Source organism: Streptomyces sp. NPDC049627 (assembly GCF_044465645.1).
GTDB lineage: Bacteria > Actinomycetota > Actinomycetes > Streptomycetales > Streptomycetaceae > Streptomyces.
Window position 1 is genome coordinate 31903 of record NZ_JBITLW010000024.1, and the last position, 16698, is coordinate 48600.

Genomic DNA, 16698 nt, shown 5'->3' on the forward strand with positions numbered 1-16698 from the left:
GTGACCGCGGGCGGGGCCTTGCGCCCCGCTGCTGCTGGGCGCGCTACTGCCGTCCCGACTGCAGCGCGCGGCGGATCGGGCGGCCCACCACACGGCGCGCGCGCCGGTACACGGACGCCGCCGGGTCCGCCGTGCCCGACTTGGTGGCGCGGGCCAGTTCGCGTCTCAACCGGTCGTTGTCCGCGCCGAGTTCCGTGATACGACTCTGCAGCCAGCCGAACCGGGTGGTGAGGGAGGCGAGGTCGGCGTCGTTCCAGGGGCGGATGCCCGCCGGGAAGGACAGCGACCGCATGCGCTGCTCGAAGGCCTTGCCTCCGTCGCCGTGCGTGAACGTGTTCTCCAGGCCGTTGTCGTCCAGGAACGCCGTGAACCGTTCGAACCGCTCCTGGTGGCCGCCCGTCAGGGCGCCGAAGTCGGCCTCCTCGTAGAGCCGGGCCGGATCCAGGTCCTCGGGCAGCTTGTCGATCCGGCGGTGCGGGATGCCGAAGTAGCGGCACAGCTCCAGCGTCCGCGAGTCACCGCACAGCACGGTCGCCGGCGTGCCCGCGAGCAGGGCCGCGATGTTGCCGTGGATACGGGAGCCGAAGGAGAAGTCGAAGCCCCGCAGGTCGTCGATCCAGGTGACCGGGTCGACGTAGACGCGGACCTTGTCCTCCCGGTACATCGGGTGGTCGGGATGCGTCGGCATCGCCGTGACCTGGGCGTTCGGGTCTGACAGGTCCCGCCAGTGCAACTGCCGTGCGTCGCTGAGGTTCTGGCCGATGAAGCGCAGGTGGGGATAGCGGGCGTGGGCGTCGGCGATGACGCGGTCCAGGCCCTGGGACTTCACCGCGCTGTGCGAGCCGTTGACGGCGATACGGGAGCCGGAGGTGAGGGCCGGCTCCCGCTTCGTGACGGTGAGGTCCTTGCCGTACAGGAACAGCGACGGGCAGCCGATGACCTCGACGTCCCGGAAGCCCAGGTCCCTCAGGTACTTCTCGGTGAACTCGCCCCGCACCCCGATCGAGGCGCTGCGGTCCAGTACCGCGGAGACGAACTCGCGCACCGCGGGCTCGATGCCCTTCAGCCGCCCCGCGTTGTAGCCGAGCCCGGCCTGCGCGCCGACGCCCACGACGACCACCGGGATCCTCAGCTTGGTGATCAGCCGCGTCAGCCGCTTCAGCTGCGCCTCGAACGACGGCCGGAACGCGTTGGCGAGCGGCACGACGAAGGCGTCGTACTCCTCGTTGATCCGGCCCGCCGCCGAGACGTCGGTGCGGATGCCGTTCGAGACGACCTCGGTGTGCGGCGTCTCGAGGATCTTGTGGGTGGCGTCGCTGAAGATCAGGTTGCCGGAGTTGGTGGCGATGACGTCCCGATGGAGGGCTTCCTCGACGGAGACGACGTCGTAGGGGCTCTTTCCCGAGCGGAGCAGGATGCGCTTCACGGGGGAGGCCTGAGGAGCATGGTGTGACACAGCGTTCAAATTATGTTTGCGCGGCCTTTGTTTTCTATAGGCAACCAACACAACCTTTTTGCCGTATGCGAAGCGTGAGCAAACTGCTACGCCCTGCCCGTCCGGAGGCTGGAATGCCCGCGCGCCGCCCGAGCCGCTTCGCGTAGATTGCCGGGCAGGGGAACCGGACGCGCGCGAGGGGAAAGAACACAGGTGGCAGGGGCAAGGCAGGCCGTGGGCGAGGCCCGCAGGATCGTCGTCAAGGTGGGGTCCTCCTCGCTGACCACCGCCTCGGGCGGCCTGGACGCCGACCGGGTGGACGCGCTCGTCGACGTCCTCGCCAAGAGCCGCAGCGGCGGGGAGAGGGAGATCGTCCTGGTCTCCTCGGGCGCCATCGCCGCCGGTCTCGCCCCGCTGGGCCTGCGCCGGCGCCCCAAGGACCTGGCCCGCCAGCAGGCCGCCGCCAGCGTCGGCCAGGGCCTGCTCGTCGCCCGCTACACCGCCTCCTTCGCCCGCTACGGCGTCCGCGTCGGGCAGGTGCTGCTGACCAGCGACGACATGAGCCGCCGCGCCCACCACCGCAACGCCTCCCGCACCCTCGACAAGCTCCTCGCGATGGGCGCGTTCCCGGTCGTCAACGAGAACGACACCGTCGCCACGGACGAGATCCGCTTCGGCGACAACGACCGCCTCGCCGCGCTCGTGGCGCATCTGGTGCGAGCCGACCTGCTGGTGCTGCTGTCCGACGTGGACGGCGTCTACGACGGAGACCCCAGCAAGCCGGGCACCTCGCGGATAGCGGAGGTCCGGGGGCCGGAGGATCTCGCGCACGTCGAGATCGGCAGCGCGGGCAAGGCCGGCGTCGGCACCGGCGGCATGGTCACCAAGGTCGAGGCGGCCCGGATCGCGGCCGCCGCCGGTATCCCGGTCGTCCTCACCAGCGCGATCCACGCCGCCGAGGCCCTCTCCGGCGGCGACACCGGCACCTACTTCCACGCCACCGGCAAGCGCTCCGCCGACCGCCTGCTGTGGCTGCAGCACGCCTCCACTCCGCAGGGCTCGCTGACCCTGGACGACGGTGCGGTGCGCGCGGTAGTCGAACGCCGCAAGTCGCTGCTGCCGGCCGGAATCGCCGCTGTCGAGGGCGAGTTCAGCGCGGGCGACCCCGTCGAACTGCGCGACAGCCGGGGGCACGCGGTCGCCCGCGGGCTCGTCAACTTCGACGCCAAGGAGATCCCGCAGCTGCTCGGGCGGTCCACGCGGGAGCTGGCCCGGGAGCTGGGGGCGGAGTACGAGCGCGAGGTCGTCCACCGGGACGACCTCGTGATTCTGCATCCCTGAGCGGCGGCGGGGGGCGGCCCGCGCTGCGGGCCGAGCTCCGGGCAGCGCATCGGGCCGGAAACAGGGGGAACGCCCTCTTGTAGAAGTCACCCCGAGGTGGACGTTCCGCGCTGCATTGCCCCGGGGGACAACCCCCGGACCCCCGGCCGAAAACAGGGGGAACGCCCTCTTATAGAAGTCACCCCGAGGTGGACGTTCCGCAAAACCGCCCCGCGATCCCTTGCGGCCTGCTCAACTTTGTCTCAGGGACACATTCCGCACTGCCCGACTCTTGCGTGAAGGAGGCCGTCGTGAGACGAGTGCGCCCTGGGGCGGCGGCGTCCCGCACGGTCGGTGAGGCGGCGCGCGCCTTGACGAGCGTCGCGGCCGGCGACCGGTTCGAGGAGCCCGAGGACCTGCCCCGTCTGTGGCACGTCACCCTCAGCGTCTCCGGTCAGGAGGCCCCGCTGAAGGACGTGCGGCGCGGCCTGGAACAGCTCGCCCACGACCACCCCTTCCTGCTGACCAGCAGATACGCCAACGACCACGCCGAGATCCGCTACTGGGAAGAGGCCCGCGACCTGCACGACGCGGCCGCCGTCGCGCTGCGCCTGTGGGGCGAGCACCGGCAGACCGCCAAGCTGCCGCCCTGGGAGATCGTCGGCCTGGAGGTCATCGACCGCGAGACCTACCACCAGCGGATCGCGGAAGGGTACGGGCCGCTGCCGGCGACGCCCGTGGGCGTCCACCCCTTTTGAGCGTCTTGAGCGGCCTGTGCCCTTGTCTCGGGGTTTGGGATGAGCGATGAACGGGACCCCGTGGCGCACTAACCTTTTCTCATGACCACGCTCTCTCCGTACGACTCCATGACCCCGGTCACCCAGGCCGCCTACCGCGCCAAGGCCGCCGCCGCCGACCTGGCCCCGTTGCCGCGGGCCGAGAAGGACGACGCGCTGCTCGCCATCGCGGACGCCCTGGAGGTCCGTACGAGCGAGATCGTCGAGGCCAACGCCAAGGACATCGCCAAGGCCCGCGAGGCCGGCACCAGCGAGGCCATCATCGACCGGCTGACGCTGACGCCGGAGCGCGTGCGTGCCATCGCCTCCGACGTGCGGGACGTCGTCGCGCTGCCCGACCCGGTCGGCGAGGTCGTGCGCGGCTCCACCCTCCCCAACGGCATCGACCTGCGCCAGGTCCGCGTCCCGCTGGGCGTCGTCGGGATCATCTACGAGGCCCGCCCGAACGTCACCGTCGACGCCGCCGCCCTCTGCCTGAAGTCCGGCAACGCCGTGCTGCTGCGCGGCTCGGCCTCCGCGTACGAGTCGAACAGCGCCCTCGTCCGGGTGATCCGGGACGCCGTGGGCGGGGCCGGACTGCCCGCCGACGCCGTGCAGCTGGTGCCCGGGGAGAGCCGGGAGAGCGTGCGCGAGCTGATGCGGGCCCGGGGCCTGGTCGACGTGCTGATCCCGCGCGGCGGCGCCTCGCTGATCCAGACGGTCGTCGCCGAGTCCACCGTCCCCGTGATCGAGACCGGCACCGGCAACTGCCATGTCTACGTCGACGCCCACGCCGACCTCGACATGGCCATCGAGATCCTGATCAACTCCAAGGCCCAGCGCGTCAGCGTCTGCAACGCCGCCGAGACCCTCCTGGTCCACCAGGACATCGCCCCCGAGTTCCTGCCGCGCGCCCTGGACGCGCTCGCGGAGGCCGGCGTGACCGTGCACGCCGACGAGCGGGTGCTGGCGTACGCCAAGGACTCCAAGGCGACCGTCGTCGAGGCCACGGCGGAGGACTGGGAGACCGAGTACCTGTCGTACGACATCGCCGCCGCGGTCGTGGACTCGCTGGACAAGGCCGTCGAGCACATCCGCCTGTGGACCTCCGGCCACACCGAGGCCATCGTCACCACCTCGCAGCAGGCCGCCCGCCGGTTCACCCAGCTGGTCGACTCCACCACGGTCGCGGTGAACGCCTCCACCCGCTTCACCGACGGCGGCCAGTTCGGCTTCGGCGCCGAGATCGGCATCTCCACGCAGAAGCTGCACGCCCGCGGGCCTATGGGCCTGCCGGAACTGACCAGCACGAAGTACATCGTCACCGGGGACGGGCACGTACGCCGCTGACGTTCTCGCCGCGCGGGGGCGTGCCGGAGGGCTGGGCGGCGCAGGGCGCGCGGCCAGGGCATATGCGCCCGACACACGCCCCCGGGCCGCTCCCGTGCAGCGCGACAGGCGTCTCACAAGGCGGATGAATTTCCCTACCGTCTGCCCAAATTGACCCCCCAGGACTACTCTGGAGCCGTGCCGGAGGACGTGGGGGGCACGCCGTTCCCTGACGGCTGGGAGCCCGACGACGACCACGACCGCGGGGTGTCGGACGAAGAGTTCGCCTCCGTGGTCTTCGACGAGGCCTTCGTACGGGCGGCCGTGGTGCACGAGCCGACCGCTGTCGAGCGCCTCCTCGCCGCCGCCCAGGCGAGAGCAGAGGCCTCCGAGGCGGAAGCGCGCCGGGCACACGGCCGGGGCGAGCGGTACGAGGACGGGTACGGCCCCGACGACCACACCGGTTTCGGCCATGACCCGGAACTCGACGACCTGGACGACACGGACATCCTCGAGGGCCGTTACGGCGCCCCCGGGATGTACGGCAAACAGGTCCGCTGGCACCGTCCCGTCGCCTGGGTCCTCGCGCTCGTGATGGGCATCGGCATGGTCGCCCTGGCCTTCACGGCGGTCTACCGCGGCGCCTCCTCCAGCGGCCGGGACCAGGTCCCGCCGCCCGCGTCCACCGGGCTGGAACAGGGCAGCGGAGCAGCTCCCTCCGCCTCCGCCGAGTACTCCCCGCCGGCCGTCTCGGCGGCCCCGCGCACGCCCTGAACGGGCCTGATCAAGGGCCTGATCAAGGCCTGAGGGCGGCCGAGAGGCGCCCGACCGGCCTGGTGAGAACCTGTCAGAACTTGTCGTGTACCAGGGCGTTTACCGGAGCTCCCCGCGACCTACCCTGAAGGTATGGGAGGGCCTGGCGACCCACCCGAGGGGGCACCCGAGAGCGGCCCCGGAGGTGGCGAGGACGAGTACCGATCCGTCGTCTTCGACGAGTCGTTCGTCCGCGCTGCCCGCCTTCAGGAGTTCTCCGCGCAGGAGCGCCTGGCCGACCACGCGCCCGCCGTACGCCGCCGCCCACCACTGCGCCGGGGACTGTCCCGGCAGGCACTGATCCTCGTCCTGTTGATCGCCGTGGCTTTCGGTACGGCGATCTACATGGGCGTACGGCATCCCTATCAGAACCCCGCCGGTTCCGGACCGCCCGCCGAGCCCCTGCGGATGACCGTCATCCCGCTCGCCCCGGAGGGCAAGGTGCCCGGGACGACCGACACGGGCCATCTGTACGCGCAGAGTCCCGCCGCGCAGTTCCGCATCGGCGCGGAGGGCATACCGCTGCCGGCCGCGCGGCGTACCGCGCACTTCTCGGACAGTCAGGTGACGAGTGCGCTGAGCATCGCGAAGGACTACATCGTGCGGTCCGCGCTGTATCCCGAGGTGCTCACCGGAGACCAGGTCCGGCCGGTCCGGGTGCTGCTCGATCCCGATCAACTGGACCAGTTCGACCAGAGCTTCAGGCTGCCGACCGCGGACGGGCGGCATGCGCCGACCGGGTGGCTGGTTCGCTTCGACCCCACGCAGGCCGAGCTGGCCGATCGCCGGATCCGGGTGCAGGGCACGCTGCAGGCCGCCGAGACGGACTCCTCCGCCCTCGAGGTCACCGCGGACCACACATTCGTGTATGCGCTGCGGCCCGCTCACACGGAGAAGACCACCGAGGCGTCGCTGTTCACGGTCCGGCGTGAGCTGCACTTCCGGTTCGACCGGGAGGACCTGCGGCTGCACCAGGCGCAGCTCGTCGTGTCCTATGTCCAGGCCGGGCCGCTGTCCTGCGCCGAGGACTCGACGAACCGGCTGCATCCGCTGCTGGCGGGGCAGACGGCCAAGGCGGGGGGACCGGCGGGTACCGATCCCTATGCCACGGGCGGGGCGACGGCGCTGTGCGGAACGCTGGCCGCTGGGACTCAGCCGAAGGTGTGAGCGGGGTGGGTTCCTCGCCCTCTGGGGGCCTGCGGACCCCAGACCCCCGCTTCGCCCCTGAAGGGGCCTCGTCCTCAAACTCCCCCAGAGGGGGTACCCCCAGACGGGCTGAACAATCTCAGTTGCCGGAGTCCTGACCGTCCTGGTCGTCCCGCCTCGGCTCGTCCTTCGGTGCCGACGGTGCCGAGCCCGTGAAGCCGCCGAATCCCCGCCGTACCCGGCCGCCCAGGTCGCCCGCGCCGCCGGCGATGTCCGTGACGAGCTTCATCAGGGGGTCCTTGGAGGACTTCACGTGATTGGCGTAATGGGACGCCGACTCACGGAAGGAGTCGGTGACCGAGGTGTCCTTGTCCTCGGCGCGGCGCGGGTAGTGGCCGTCCATGATCCGCTGGTGGTCGCGGGACTCGGCCCACTTCTTCAGCTCGGCGGCGCGGACCGTGGTGAAGGGGTGCGTGCGGGGCAGCACGTTCAGGATCTTCAGGACCGAGTCGCGCAGGTCGCCGCCCGCCTCGTACTCCTCGGCCTGCTTCAGGAACGCGTCCACGTTCATCTGGTGCAGGTGGTGGCCGCCCGCCAGCTTCATCAGGCCGCGCATCGAGGCCTGCAGGTCCTGGCCGACGAGCAGGCCGGCCCGGTCGGCGGAGAGCTCCGACTTGCGGAACCACTCCCGCAGCGCCGTCACGATCGCCATGATCGCGAGGTTGCCCAGCGGGATCCAGGCGACCCGGACGGCGAGGCTGGTGAGGAAGAGGAGGATCGTGCGGTAGACCGAGTGGCCGGACAGGGCGTGGCCCACCTCGTGGCCGATCACCGCCCGCATCTCCTCCTCGTCGAGCAGCTCCACCAGGCCCGTCGTGACCACGATGATCGGCTCGTCCAGGCCGATGCACATCGCGTTCGGCACCGGGTCCTGGTTGACGTACATCGGCGGGACCTTCTCCAGGTCCAGGATGTAACAGGCGTCCCGCAGCATGTCGTTGAGGTGCCCGAACTGCTGGTCCGAGACCCGGACCGAGTCGGACAGGAAGAGCAGTCGGAGGCTGCGCTCGGGCAGCAGGCCGCTCAGCGCCTTGAAGACCGTGTCGAAGCCGCTGAGCTTCCGCAGCGCCACCAGGGCCGAGCGGTCGGCCGGGTGCTCGTACGCACGCGAGGAGATCCCCGGGAAACGCCTGCGCTGCCTGCTCGGCACGTTCTCGTGCCCGTGCCCGTTGTGCTCGTGGCCGTCGGACATGTCTTCCCCCATGTGCGTGTGGATGGCCCTGTATGCGTGTATGGCCGCTGCGGCCCCTTTGCGGAGCCTTGTTCCGTCCTTTGCGCCCCCGAAGCAGAGCCCAGCCTAGGCGGAGTTACCGTGGACGGGCACTACAGCGAAGGAGTTCCGCGCCATGGAGCACAGCCCCGCAGCCGCCTGGCTCACCGAAGCCGCGAGTGCGGCCGAGCAGCAGGGGGCGGGGAATCTGCTCCGGGTCGTACTGATCGTGATGGTCGTGGGCTGTGTGCTGACCGCGTGGTTCCTGTTGCGGGGCTACAGGCGGAAGGACGAGTGAGCCGCCGGGAAGGTTCCCCGCGGGCCGTCGGCGGCTCCCCAACGGTGGAGTCGGCGTGATCGCCGTCATGGCGCCCGCTTACGATGAGCCGACATCTTTATCCCGCCCACACCCGATAGGTCACGCCGAAGATGAGCTTCCACAGCGCCGCTGCCCAGTTGGTCACCCTCGCCGCCGAGGGCGAGGAGCACGGGGGCAACCACGACAGCATCAGCCCGCTGGCCACCGGAGGTGGCGCACTTCTCATCCTGCTGCTCCTCCTGTGGGTGACCACGCGGTTCAACCGCGACCGCTGAGCCCCGACCGGGCGCCTCCCGGTCCGCCCGGGCAGTTGTCGGCAGGAGCCTTCAGGCGGGGCCGGTAGGGTCTGCACGCATGGGAGAGCAGGACATGCCTACCGGCCCCGGAAACGGCCCGTCGAACCGCGGCAAGCGCCGCCTCGGTGTCATGGGCGGAACGTTTGACCCGATCCACCACGGCCACCTCGTCGCGGCCAGCGAGGTCGCCGCGCAGTTCCACCTCGACGAGGTCGTGTTCGTGCCGACCGGCCAGCCGTGGCAGAAGAGCCACCGGCACGTCTCCCCGGCCGAGGACCGCTATCTGATGACGGTCATCGCCACCGCCGAGAACCCGCAGTTCTCCGTCAGCCGCATCGACATCGACCGCGGCGGCCCGACGTACACCGTGGACACCCTGCGCGACCTGCGCGCCCTCAACCCCGACACGGACCTCTTCTTCATCACCGGCGCCGACGCCCTCTCCCAGATCCTGACCTGGCGGGACTCGGAGGAGCTGATCTCCCTCGCGCACTTCATCGGGGTCACCCGGCCCGGCCACCACCTCAACGACCCGGGGCTCCCCGAGGGCGGTGTTTCACTGGTCGAGGTGCCCGCTCTGGCCATCTCGTCCACCGATTGCCGCGCGAGAGTCGCAAAGGGCGACCCCATCTGGTATCTGGTGCCGGACGGAGTCGTGCGCTACATCGACAAGCGCGAGCTGTACCGCGGCGAGTGAGGCGAGTGAGCCGAGAGGGGCGACGGTGAACGACCGATACGACGCGGGGGCCGCAGGGCAGGGCGCCGACCAGTACGAACTCGTCGGCTACGACGAGTACGGGCGGCCGGTGTACCGGCAGATCCCGCCGCAGCAGCCGCCCCAGCAGCAGTACGACCCGTACGCCCAGCAGGGCTACGGCTACGACCCGTACGCGACCGGCCGGCAGCACCCGGTCCCGCCGTACGACCCCTACGGCACCGGCGACACCGGTCAGCAGCCGCCCGCGCCCTCCTACGACGCGTACGGCACCGGCACCCACCAGCAGCACGCCGGTGCGCACTCGCCGCCGTACGACCCCTACGGCCGGGCCGCCACCAGCGGTCACCAGCCCCGGGTCGCCGAGCAGACCGCCTACATCCCGCACCAGGCCGGACCGGTCGAGGAACCGCTGACGCAGGACCGCGGCGACCGGGAGTACCACACCGAGCAGTTCGCCTTCGTCGAGGAGCCCGACCAGGACTCCGAGGACGTCATCGACTGGCTGAAGTTCACCGAGAACCGCACCGAGCGCCGTGAGGAGGCCAGGCGCCGGGCACGCGCGCGTGTGGTCGCCCTCGCGGTCGTGCTGGCGCTCGTCGCGGCCGGTGGCGTCGGCTACCTCTGGTACGCCGGGAAGCTGCCCGGGCTGTCGTCGTCGGACGAGAAGACCGACACCACGACGGCCGTGGGCGCCCAGAAGCGTGACGTGATCGTCGTCCATCTACACAACACCAAGAAGGGCGGTACCTCCACGGCGCTGCTCGTCGACAACACCACCACCAAGCAGGGCACGACCGTCCTGCTGCCCAACTCCCTCGCCCTGAGCGGCGACGACGGCAGCACGACCACGCTCGCCAAGTCCGTCGACGACGACGGCTCCTCCGGGACGCGCGACGCGATCGACACCGTCCTCGGCACCGAGATCCAGGGCACCTGGCGCCTGGACACCCCGTATCTGCAGAACCTCGTCGACCTAATCGGCAACATCGAGGTCGACACCAACACCGACGTGCCCGACCCGGACGCCAAGTCCAAGGGCGCCGCGCCCCTCGTACGCAAGGGCAAGGCCCAGACCCTCAGCGGCAAGACGGCCGTCGCCTACGCCACCTACCAGGCCGCCGGCGAGGCCCAGAACGCGCAGCTGGAGCGGTTCGGGCAGGTCATGCAGGCCGTACTGCGCAAGCTGACCTCGGACACGCAGGGCGCGACCGTCACCATTCAGACGCTCGGCATGATCATCGAGCCGCCGCTGACCGACAAGGACCTCGGCGCCTTCCTCGCCCGGCTCGCCGACCTCGCCAAGGGCGGCGACTACAAGACGGCCCTGCTGCCCGTCCAGACCGACGGCACGCTCAGCGCACAGGCGAGCGCGAGCGTCGTCAAGGACGTCCTCGGCGGCACCGCCAAGAGCCCCGACAAGGACGCCGCCGTGCGCGTGTCCATCCGCAACGCCAGCGGTGTCAAGGACAACACCGAGAAGGCGCGCGTGGTGCTGCTGAACGGCGGCTTCACCTTCCTGGAGGGCGGTACGGCGTCCACCGCGGCCACGTCGAAGGTCGTCTACGCCGACGCCGCCGACAAGGAGAACGCCACCGAGGTCGCCAAGACCCTGGGCCTGCCCGCCGGCGCGGTCGGCAAGGGCGAGGTGTCCGCGAACGCGGATGTCTCGGTGGTGCTGGGCCAGGACTACAAACCGTCGTCCTCGTGACCGCAGAAGACACATAACCGCAGGCCACCCCATGTGAGCCGGTAATCACGTGGGGTGCTGTCGGCGGTCCGTGAGACCCTAGGTAGCAACTGACCGCCGACCGAAAGCCTTGTAGTGACCGCTACCGACCGTTCTCTCGAGCTCGTCAACACCGCCGCCCAGGCCGCCGCCGACAAGCTCGCGCACGACATCATCGCCTACGACGTCAGCGACGTACTGTCGATCACGGACGCCTTCGTGCTGGCTTCCGCGCCCAACGACCGCCAGGTCAAGGCGATCGTCGACGAGATCGAAGAGCGCCTGCTGAAGGAACTCGGCGCCAAGCCGGTGCGCCGTGAGGGCGACCGCGAGGCCCGCTGGGTGCTGCTCGACTACGTCGACATCGTCGTGCACGTCCAGCACAGCGAGGAGCGCGTCTTCTACGCCCTGGAGCGGCTGTGGAAGGACTGCCCCGAGCTCGAACTGCCCGACGACGCCAAGGCCACCCGCGGCAAGGCCGCGGAGCACGCCAAGGTGCAGGCCGCCGAGGAGGCGGCCGAGCTGGGCGGTGAGTGGCGATGAGCGCCACCGGCGACGTCCTCGCGGGCAAGGCCGGCCGGGGCCGCCGCATCATCCTGTGGCGGCACGGCCAGACCTCGTGGAACGTGGAGCGCCGTTTCCAGGGCTCCACGGACGTCGCCCTCACCGAGGCCGGCGTCTCCCAGGCCCGCCGCGCGGCCCGGCTGCTCGTCAACCTCAAGCCCGACGCGATCATCGCCTCCGACCTCCAGCGCGCCGCGCACACGGCCGCCGAGCTGGCCGCGCTCACCGGCCTGGAGGTGACGCACGACGAGGGCCTGCGCGAGACCTACGCGGGCGTCTGGCAGGGGCTGACGCACGAGGAGATCATCGCCAGGCACGGCGAGGAGTACGCGGCGTGGAAGCGCGGTGAGCCGGTGCGCCGCGGTGGCGGCGAACTGGAGACCGAGGTCGCCGACCGCGCCGCTCCCGTCGTGCTCCGGCACGCCGAGAAGCTCCCCGACGACGGCACGCTCGTCGTGGTCAGCCACGGCGGCACGATCCGTACGACGATCGGCCGCCTCCTCGGTCTGGAGGCCCGCTACTGGGAGACCCTCGGCGGGCTCTCCAACTGCTGCTGGTCCGTCCTGGGCGAGGGCGCCCGCGGCTGGCGTCTGCTGGAGCACAACGCCGGCACCCTGCCGGAGCCGGTGCTCGGCGACGACGACTGACGCCCAGGGTCCCGGTCGGGGCGACCCGGGACCCGGATTTCACTTTCCGGCAGGTCGCAGGCTAAAGTTCTTCTTGTTCGCCCCGCCGAGCGGGAAGAACAAAGCAAGGGGCTATAGCTCAGTTGGTAGAGCGCCTGCATGGCATGCAGGAGGTCAGGAGTTCAATTCTCCTTAGCTCCACAGCGAGACAACAAGATCCCGCCGATCGCTTCGATCGGCGGGATCTTCTGGTATCCGCAGCGGGTGCTCGGACCAACAGCCCGGCCTGCTCGTTCGGTTCGCGCGCGGCACCGGCCCGCGCCGAACTGTTCCGGTTCGGCTTGAGTCACTTGGGCCCGCCAGGCGTATACCTCTCATGAGGCGCTTTGGGGTGTGTGTTCGGACGGCTCGTACGGCCGCGGAGGCTGCCGTGTCCGGACTGGTACTGAGGCGTCGCTGACCGTATTGGCCCGGCCGTGGCAGAATCAAACGGCCGGAAGGGAGCGCGGCCCGACGGGAGGGAGTAGCGATGCCTGCGAGCATCCTCGAAGAGGTCGGTCACCTCTTCGGCGCAGCGTTGACACGGGATACGATCACCCGCCTCAGCTGCCCTTCCTGCGGCTCCGTCCATGTCGCCCAGCTCCTCGGGGACAACGGTGGAGTTTCCTACGTGTGCACGGCCTGCGGCCACAGCTGGAGCTGATCGATGGGTGCACACAGGCGAAAGTGCGACTGGTGCGGCAGCGGAACGCCGATCGTCCGGGACATGGAACCCGTGAACCCCGACTACCAGTACTGGTGCGAGGAATGCGCGCGGGCGCTGATCATAAAGGGCGACCCGATCGAGACCTACCGTGAACTCGAGGGCGAACCGATCTACGGCCGCTTGCTCGAGGAACACTGCACGCTCAAGCGCTTCTATTCCTTCGTCACGGCTTGACGCCCACCATAGGTGGGCGAAACGGACATTTGCGCCATATGAGTCCGGAACGGAAACGATTTGGTGTTGCCCCCGGTCGACCGTGTAATGTTGGCGTCGCCGCCGGGGAAACCGGGCGGACCAAAACAAGGGGCTATAGCTCAGTTGGTAGAGCGCCTGCATGGCATGCAGGAGGTCAGGAGTTCAATTCTCCTTAGCTCCACAGAAGTCGAAGGCGGATCATCCGGAAGGATGGTCCGCCTTCGACGTGTGTGAGGACCTCTCATTCCGCGACGAGAAAACGAACGCCGGGCCGCCCCCCTCGGGCGGCCCGGCGTTCGTCCGGTCAGCGTCCCAGCGCGCGTCTGCCGCGGCCCTGGGAGAGCACCGGGAGATTGCGGGACGAGGTCTTGTCCCGGGGCGTCTCCTCCTCGATGCGCAGGGCGAGCGCGGGGCAGCGGCGTACCGCGCGCAGGGCCTTCGCCTCGGCGTAGCGCGGGACTTGGGCCTGGGCGACGGTCGGGAAGCCGTCGGCGCCGAGTTCGAAGACCTCCGGGAGGATGTCCGCGCACAGGCCGTGGCCGCGGCACAGTGTCCAGTCGACGTAGATCTTCTGGCGGCTGGGACCGGTCTCCTCCGCCTCACCGCCGCCCGGGAGGCCCGAAGGCGCCCTGCCGCCCTCGAAGAGCGGCAGAACGCCCTCCACGGGCCGTCCGCAGCCGTTGCCGAGGACGTGCGCCGCGAGGTCGTCGGTGAACGCCTTGATGGTCGACTCCAGGAACATCGCGGAGCCGTCCGGGTGCGAGCAGGCGCCGCGCCGCTTCACGTTCTTCGCGACCTGCTTGAGCGCCTCCAGGGCGGCGGGGCCACCGCCGTTGAGGATGTCCTCCATGCCGCGCGCGGCGGCCGGCAGACCGAGGTAGCAGGGACCGCACTGGCCCGCGCTCTCCTCGGCCAGCCACTGCGCCACGCGCAGCGACTCGCCCAGCGGGCAGGTCTCCTGAGTGATCGGCAGGATCGCGCCGGCGCCGAGCGCTCCGCCCACCGCGTCCAGGGAGTTGCGCGAGACGATCGCCTCGTTGACCGTCGCCGCATCGATCCACTTGCCGTGGTAACCGCCCGTCAGCACGCCCTGCGGGACCGGCGGGGCGCCGGCGAGCTGCAGGACGTAGCGCAGCGGCACGCCCGTGGGGACCTCGATCACCATCGGGCGGGCGACCGCGCCGGAGACCGTGAGCATGACGGTGCCCGGCTCGTCGTACAGGCCGGTGTTGCCGTAGCGCTCCGGGCCGATGCGGGCGGCGATCGCCAGCTGGGCGAACGTCTCGGCGTTGGACAGCAGGGTGGGCGCGCCGCCGACGCCGTTCTGGGAGGCGCTGACCTTGCGGCCGGGGGGGATCGCCGGGCCGCCGTCGATCGAGCGGATCAGCGAGGCGGCTGCGCCGGTGACCATGCGCACCGGGTTGCGCTGCACCCACGCGCGTAGAGCGGAGCGACGGCTGTTGCTCAGGCCGCGTTCGGCGAGGGCGGCCTCCATCGAGCGCTGGGTGGACTCCCGGGTGACCCCCACCACGAGCGTGCGGGCACCCAGGGCCTCGGCGCACAGCAGCGCGCCGTCCAGGATGAGATGCGGGGCACGGTTGATCATCACCGTGTCCTTGCGGCAGGCCGGCTCGTCCTCACTGCCGTTGACGACCACGACCGGCCGTACCCCGCGCTTGATCGCGGACTCGGCGACCGAGCGCAGCTTCTTGTGGAAGGGGAAGCCCGCGCCGCCGCGGCCCTTCAGGTTGATGTTCTCGGCGAGCTTCGCGAGCTGCTCGCCGCCCATCGGTTCGAGCGGCCCGTGCACCTTCAGATGCATGGGCAGATCGAGTCTTTCGACAAGGTCGAAGCCCGACGTCAGCTGTGGAAGGCCGACGACGCGGACTTCGGGGACGTCGGGCAGGGCCTCGTTCACTTAAAGCCTCCGGAAGGCGTGTTCCAAGGTTCGCCCGAACCCGGTGCGTCGAAGTCGTAGTTGGCACCGGGCAGTGTTTCAGTGGCGGGACCGCTGTTGTTGTACGTGTCGTTCTGGTTGTACGTACCGAAGACGGCGTTCGTCTCAGCGGTGTCGTACACATCACTCGATCCGTAGCCCGAAGCCCCCGATCCGTAGCCCGAAGCCCCCGAGCCGTAGCCGGAAGCCGCCGAGTCATAGCCGGCGGTGCCCGAATTGCCGTAGAGGGGGATGTTGTATCCCGTGTCGTTGAGCGGGTCGTAGGCCGACGGGGGTGCCTCGCCGACCGGCGGCGGGGAGGGGATCGGCCAGCTGCCGGAGGTGCTGCCGCCGCTGTCGACGCGGGGAATCGCCTCGGTCGGCTGCATGTCCAGGGGCAGGTCCATGCGGGAGGTCTGGTCGGCCGCGTAGGACTGCTGCCGGCCGCGGGAGCGTGGCGAGACGGCGCGGTAGGCGGCGGCGAATCCGCCCGTGGACTCCGCGGGCGCGGGAGCCTGGGCGGGCATGCCGGGCAGGGAGCCGGTCCGTCCGTCACGGTCGCTGCGGGCCTCGCGGGACGCGCGTGCCGGGCGCTCGCTCTCGTAGCCCGGCAGGGCGGAACCGGACGCCGCCCTGGCGCGGCTCTCCTCCAGGGCCTCCCGGCCCGCCGGCTCCTCGTTGCCGATGAGCGCGACGATCCGGTCGGCGACCTTGCGCTTGTAGGGGCGCGGGGCGGCGCGCAGTGCGAGGGCCGCGGCGACGGCGACCACGCACAGCTCGTAGCAGACCATGAAGAACGTCTTCGCCGGGCGGCCGGCGAACAGGCCGTGGATCAGGGCCGCGCACCAGGCCGGGTAGGCCAGCATGTGCATCGCGCGCCAGCGGGCGGCGACCGGCGCCGGGGAGGCGAACTGGTTGCGCAGCGCGCCGGTGATGCCCACGAAGATCATGAGCAGCGCGGCCAGCGAGCCCAGGCCGATGAGGAAGGCACTGCCCGGGATCTCGTCGCCGCCGAAGAGCACGAGGCTGAACGGGATCAGTGCGGCGATCGGGCTGGCGTGGTCCAGCGCCAGCTTGACGCCGATGTGCACCAGGAGGAACGCGATCGAGGCGACGGCGGTCACCCGGTGGATGCCCTGCGCGATGATCCGCTGACGGGTGTTGAGGATCATCCGGTCCTGGGCGACCAGGCCCCAGATCACCGAGCAGGTGAGGCAGACGAGCGACAGGACGCCGGCACCGAAGTTGAGGAACTCCTGGAGCCAGGTGCCGCCGAGCAGCACGACCAGGGGTATGAGCAGCAGTACAGCAGCGGTCGCCACCCCGTAGGCCGACCGGCCCGGCCTGGGGAGCGAACTGTTACTACGACGAGGGTTCATGGGGGCAACTCCGAGCGGTTCGGGAAGGCGGTCCCGCTGCCGCACTCTAAGTGGCTCCATACCGGGGGGTACGGCGTTTGAGTT

16 protein-coding genes and 2 tRNA genes are annotated in these 16698 nt (G+C 70.4%); 14 read left to right on the top strand and 4 right to left on the bottom strand.

All coding sequences use genetic code 11. The features are described from left to right. Positions 1 to 43 precede the first annotated feature (43 nt). Positions 44 to 1426 (bottom strand): polysaccharide pyruvyl transferase family protein, encoded by a 1383-nt coding sequence (locus ACIBU0_RS42990; protein ID WP_398830005.1) that lies wholly within the window; start codon positions 1424 to 1426, stop codon positions 44 to 46. A gap of 243 nt (positions 1427 to 1669) precedes the next feature. Between ACIBU0_RS42990 and proB the strand changes: the two genes are divergently transcribed. From proB to ACIBU0_RS43015, 5 genes are all read left to right on the top strand, one after another. Beyond that, on the top strand, positions 1670 to 2776 hold the full coding sequence (gene proB, locus ACIBU0_RS42995) for a glutamate 5-kinase (protein WP_398830160.1): 1107 nt from the start codon (positions 1670 to 1672) through the stop codon (positions 2774 to 2776). 299 nt (positions 2777 to 3075) lie between these two features. Further along, positions 3076 to 3513, top strand: coding sequence for a hypothetical protein (locus ACIBU0_RS43000; RefSeq protein WP_398830162.1), 438 nt, complete (start codon positions 3076 to 3078; stop codon positions 3511 to 3513). Between the two features lie 81 nt (positions 3514 to 3594). Beyond that, a complete protein-coding gene (locus ACIBU0_RS43005) occupies positions 3595 to 4881 on the top strand; it encodes a glutamate-5-semialdehyde dehydrogenase (RefSeq protein WP_398830007.1) in 1287 nt (428 codons plus the stop codon). Positions 4882 to 5058: 177 nt separating this feature from the next. Then, positions 5059 to 5634 carry a hypothetical protein gene (locus ACIBU0_RS43010; RefSeq protein ID WP_398830009.1) on the top strand — a complete coding sequence of 192 codons (576 nt, stop codon included), beginning with the start codon at positions 5059 to 5061 and terminating at the stop codon, positions 5632 to 5634. 132 nt (positions 5635 to 5766) lie between these two features. Continuing rightward, a complete protein-coding gene (locus ACIBU0_RS43015) occupies positions 5767 to 6840 on the top strand; it encodes a hypothetical protein (RefSeq protein ID WP_398830012.1) in 1074 nt (357 codons plus the stop codon). A 118-nt stretch (positions 6841 to 6958) separates the two neighbouring features. Here the strand turns inward: ACIBU0_RS43015 and ACIBU0_RS43020 are convergent, their stop codons facing one another. Further along, entirely contained in the window at positions 6959 to 8071 is a 1113-nt protein-coding gene (locus ACIBU0_RS43020) for a M48 family metallopeptidase (RefSeq protein WP_398830014.1), read from the bottom strand. 154 nt (positions 8072 to 8225) lie between these two features. On the opposite strand from ACIBU0_RS43020, the gene ACIBU0_RS43025 reads away from it, so the two are divergent. From ACIBU0_RS43025 to ACIBU0_RS43065, 9 genes are all read left to right on the top strand, one after another. Continuing rightward, positions 8226 to 8387 carry a hypothetical protein gene (locus ACIBU0_RS43025; RefSeq protein ID WP_398830016.1) on the top strand — a complete coding sequence of 54 codons (162 nt, stop codon included), beginning with the start codon at positions 8226 to 8228 and terminating at the stop codon, positions 8385 to 8387. Between the two features lie 131 nt (positions 8388 to 8518). Continuing rightward, on the top strand, positions 8519 to 8683 hold the full coding sequence (locus tag ACIBU0_RS43030) for a hypothetical protein (protein WP_398830019.1): 165 nt from the start codon (positions 8519 to 8521) through the stop codon (positions 8681 to 8683). Positions 8684 to 8762: 79 nt separating this feature from the next. Then, positions 8763 to 9401 (top strand): nicotinate-nucleotide adenylyltransferase, encoded by a 639-nt coding sequence (gene nadD, locus ACIBU0_RS43035; protein ID WP_398830021.1) that lies wholly within the window; start codon positions 8763 to 8765, stop codon positions 9399 to 9401. Between the two features lie 25 nt (positions 9402 to 9426). Beyond that, on the top strand, positions 9427 to 11130 hold the full coding sequence (locus ACIBU0_RS43040) for a LytR C-terminal domain-containing protein (RefSeq protein ID WP_398830023.1): 1704 nt from the start codon (positions 9427 to 9429) through the stop codon (positions 11128 to 11130). A gap of 114 nt (positions 11131 to 11244) precedes the next feature. Beyond that, positions 11245 to 11691 (top strand): ribosome silencing factor, encoded by a 447-nt coding sequence (rsfS, locus tag ACIBU0_RS43045; RefSeq protein ID WP_398830025.1) that lies wholly within the window; start codon positions 11245 to 11247, stop codon positions 11689 to 11691. Continuing rightward, on the top strand, positions 11688 to 12359 hold the full coding sequence (locus tag ACIBU0_RS43050; RefSeq protein ID WP_398830027.1) for a histidine phosphatase family protein: 672 nt from the start codon (positions 11688 to 11690) through the stop codon (positions 12357 to 12359). Before rsfS ends, ACIBU0_RS43050 begins: the two co-directional genes overlap by 4 nt. Positions 12360 to 12466: 107 nt before the next feature. After that, a tRNA-Ala gene (locus tag ACIBU0_RS43055) sits at positions 12467 to 12539 on the top strand. A 505-nt stretch (positions 12540 to 13044) separates the two neighbouring features. After that, complete coding sequence (locus ACIBU0_RS43060; protein ID WP_003976229.1) at positions 13045 to 13278, top strand: hypothetical protein; 234 nt, start codon at positions 13045 to 13047, stop codon at positions 13276 to 13278. 129 nt (positions 13279 to 13407) lie between these two features. Beyond that, positions 13408 to 13480 (top strand) — tRNA-Ala (locus ACIBU0_RS43065). A gap of 123 nt (positions 13481 to 13603) precedes the next feature. Here the strand turns inward: ACIBU0_RS43065 and ACIBU0_RS43070 are convergent. Together ACIBU0_RS43070 and ACIBU0_RS43075 are read right to left on the bottom strand one after the other, a co-directional pair. Then, positions 13604 to 15217 carry an NADH-ubiquinone oxidoreductase-F iron-sulfur binding region domain-containing protein gene (locus ACIBU0_RS43070; protein ID WP_398830030.1) on the bottom strand — a complete coding sequence of 538 codons (1614 nt, stop codon included), beginning with the start codon at positions 15215 to 15217 and terminating at the stop codon, positions 13604 to 13606. Next, complete coding sequence (locus ACIBU0_RS43075; protein WP_398830032.1) at positions 15214 to 16614, bottom strand: cytochrome b/b6 domain-containing protein; 1401 nt, start codon at positions 16612 to 16614, stop codon at positions 15214 to 15216. Before ACIBU0_RS43075 ends, ACIBU0_RS43070 begins: the two co-directional genes overlap by 4 nt. Positions 16615 to 16698: the final 84 nt, after the last annotated feature.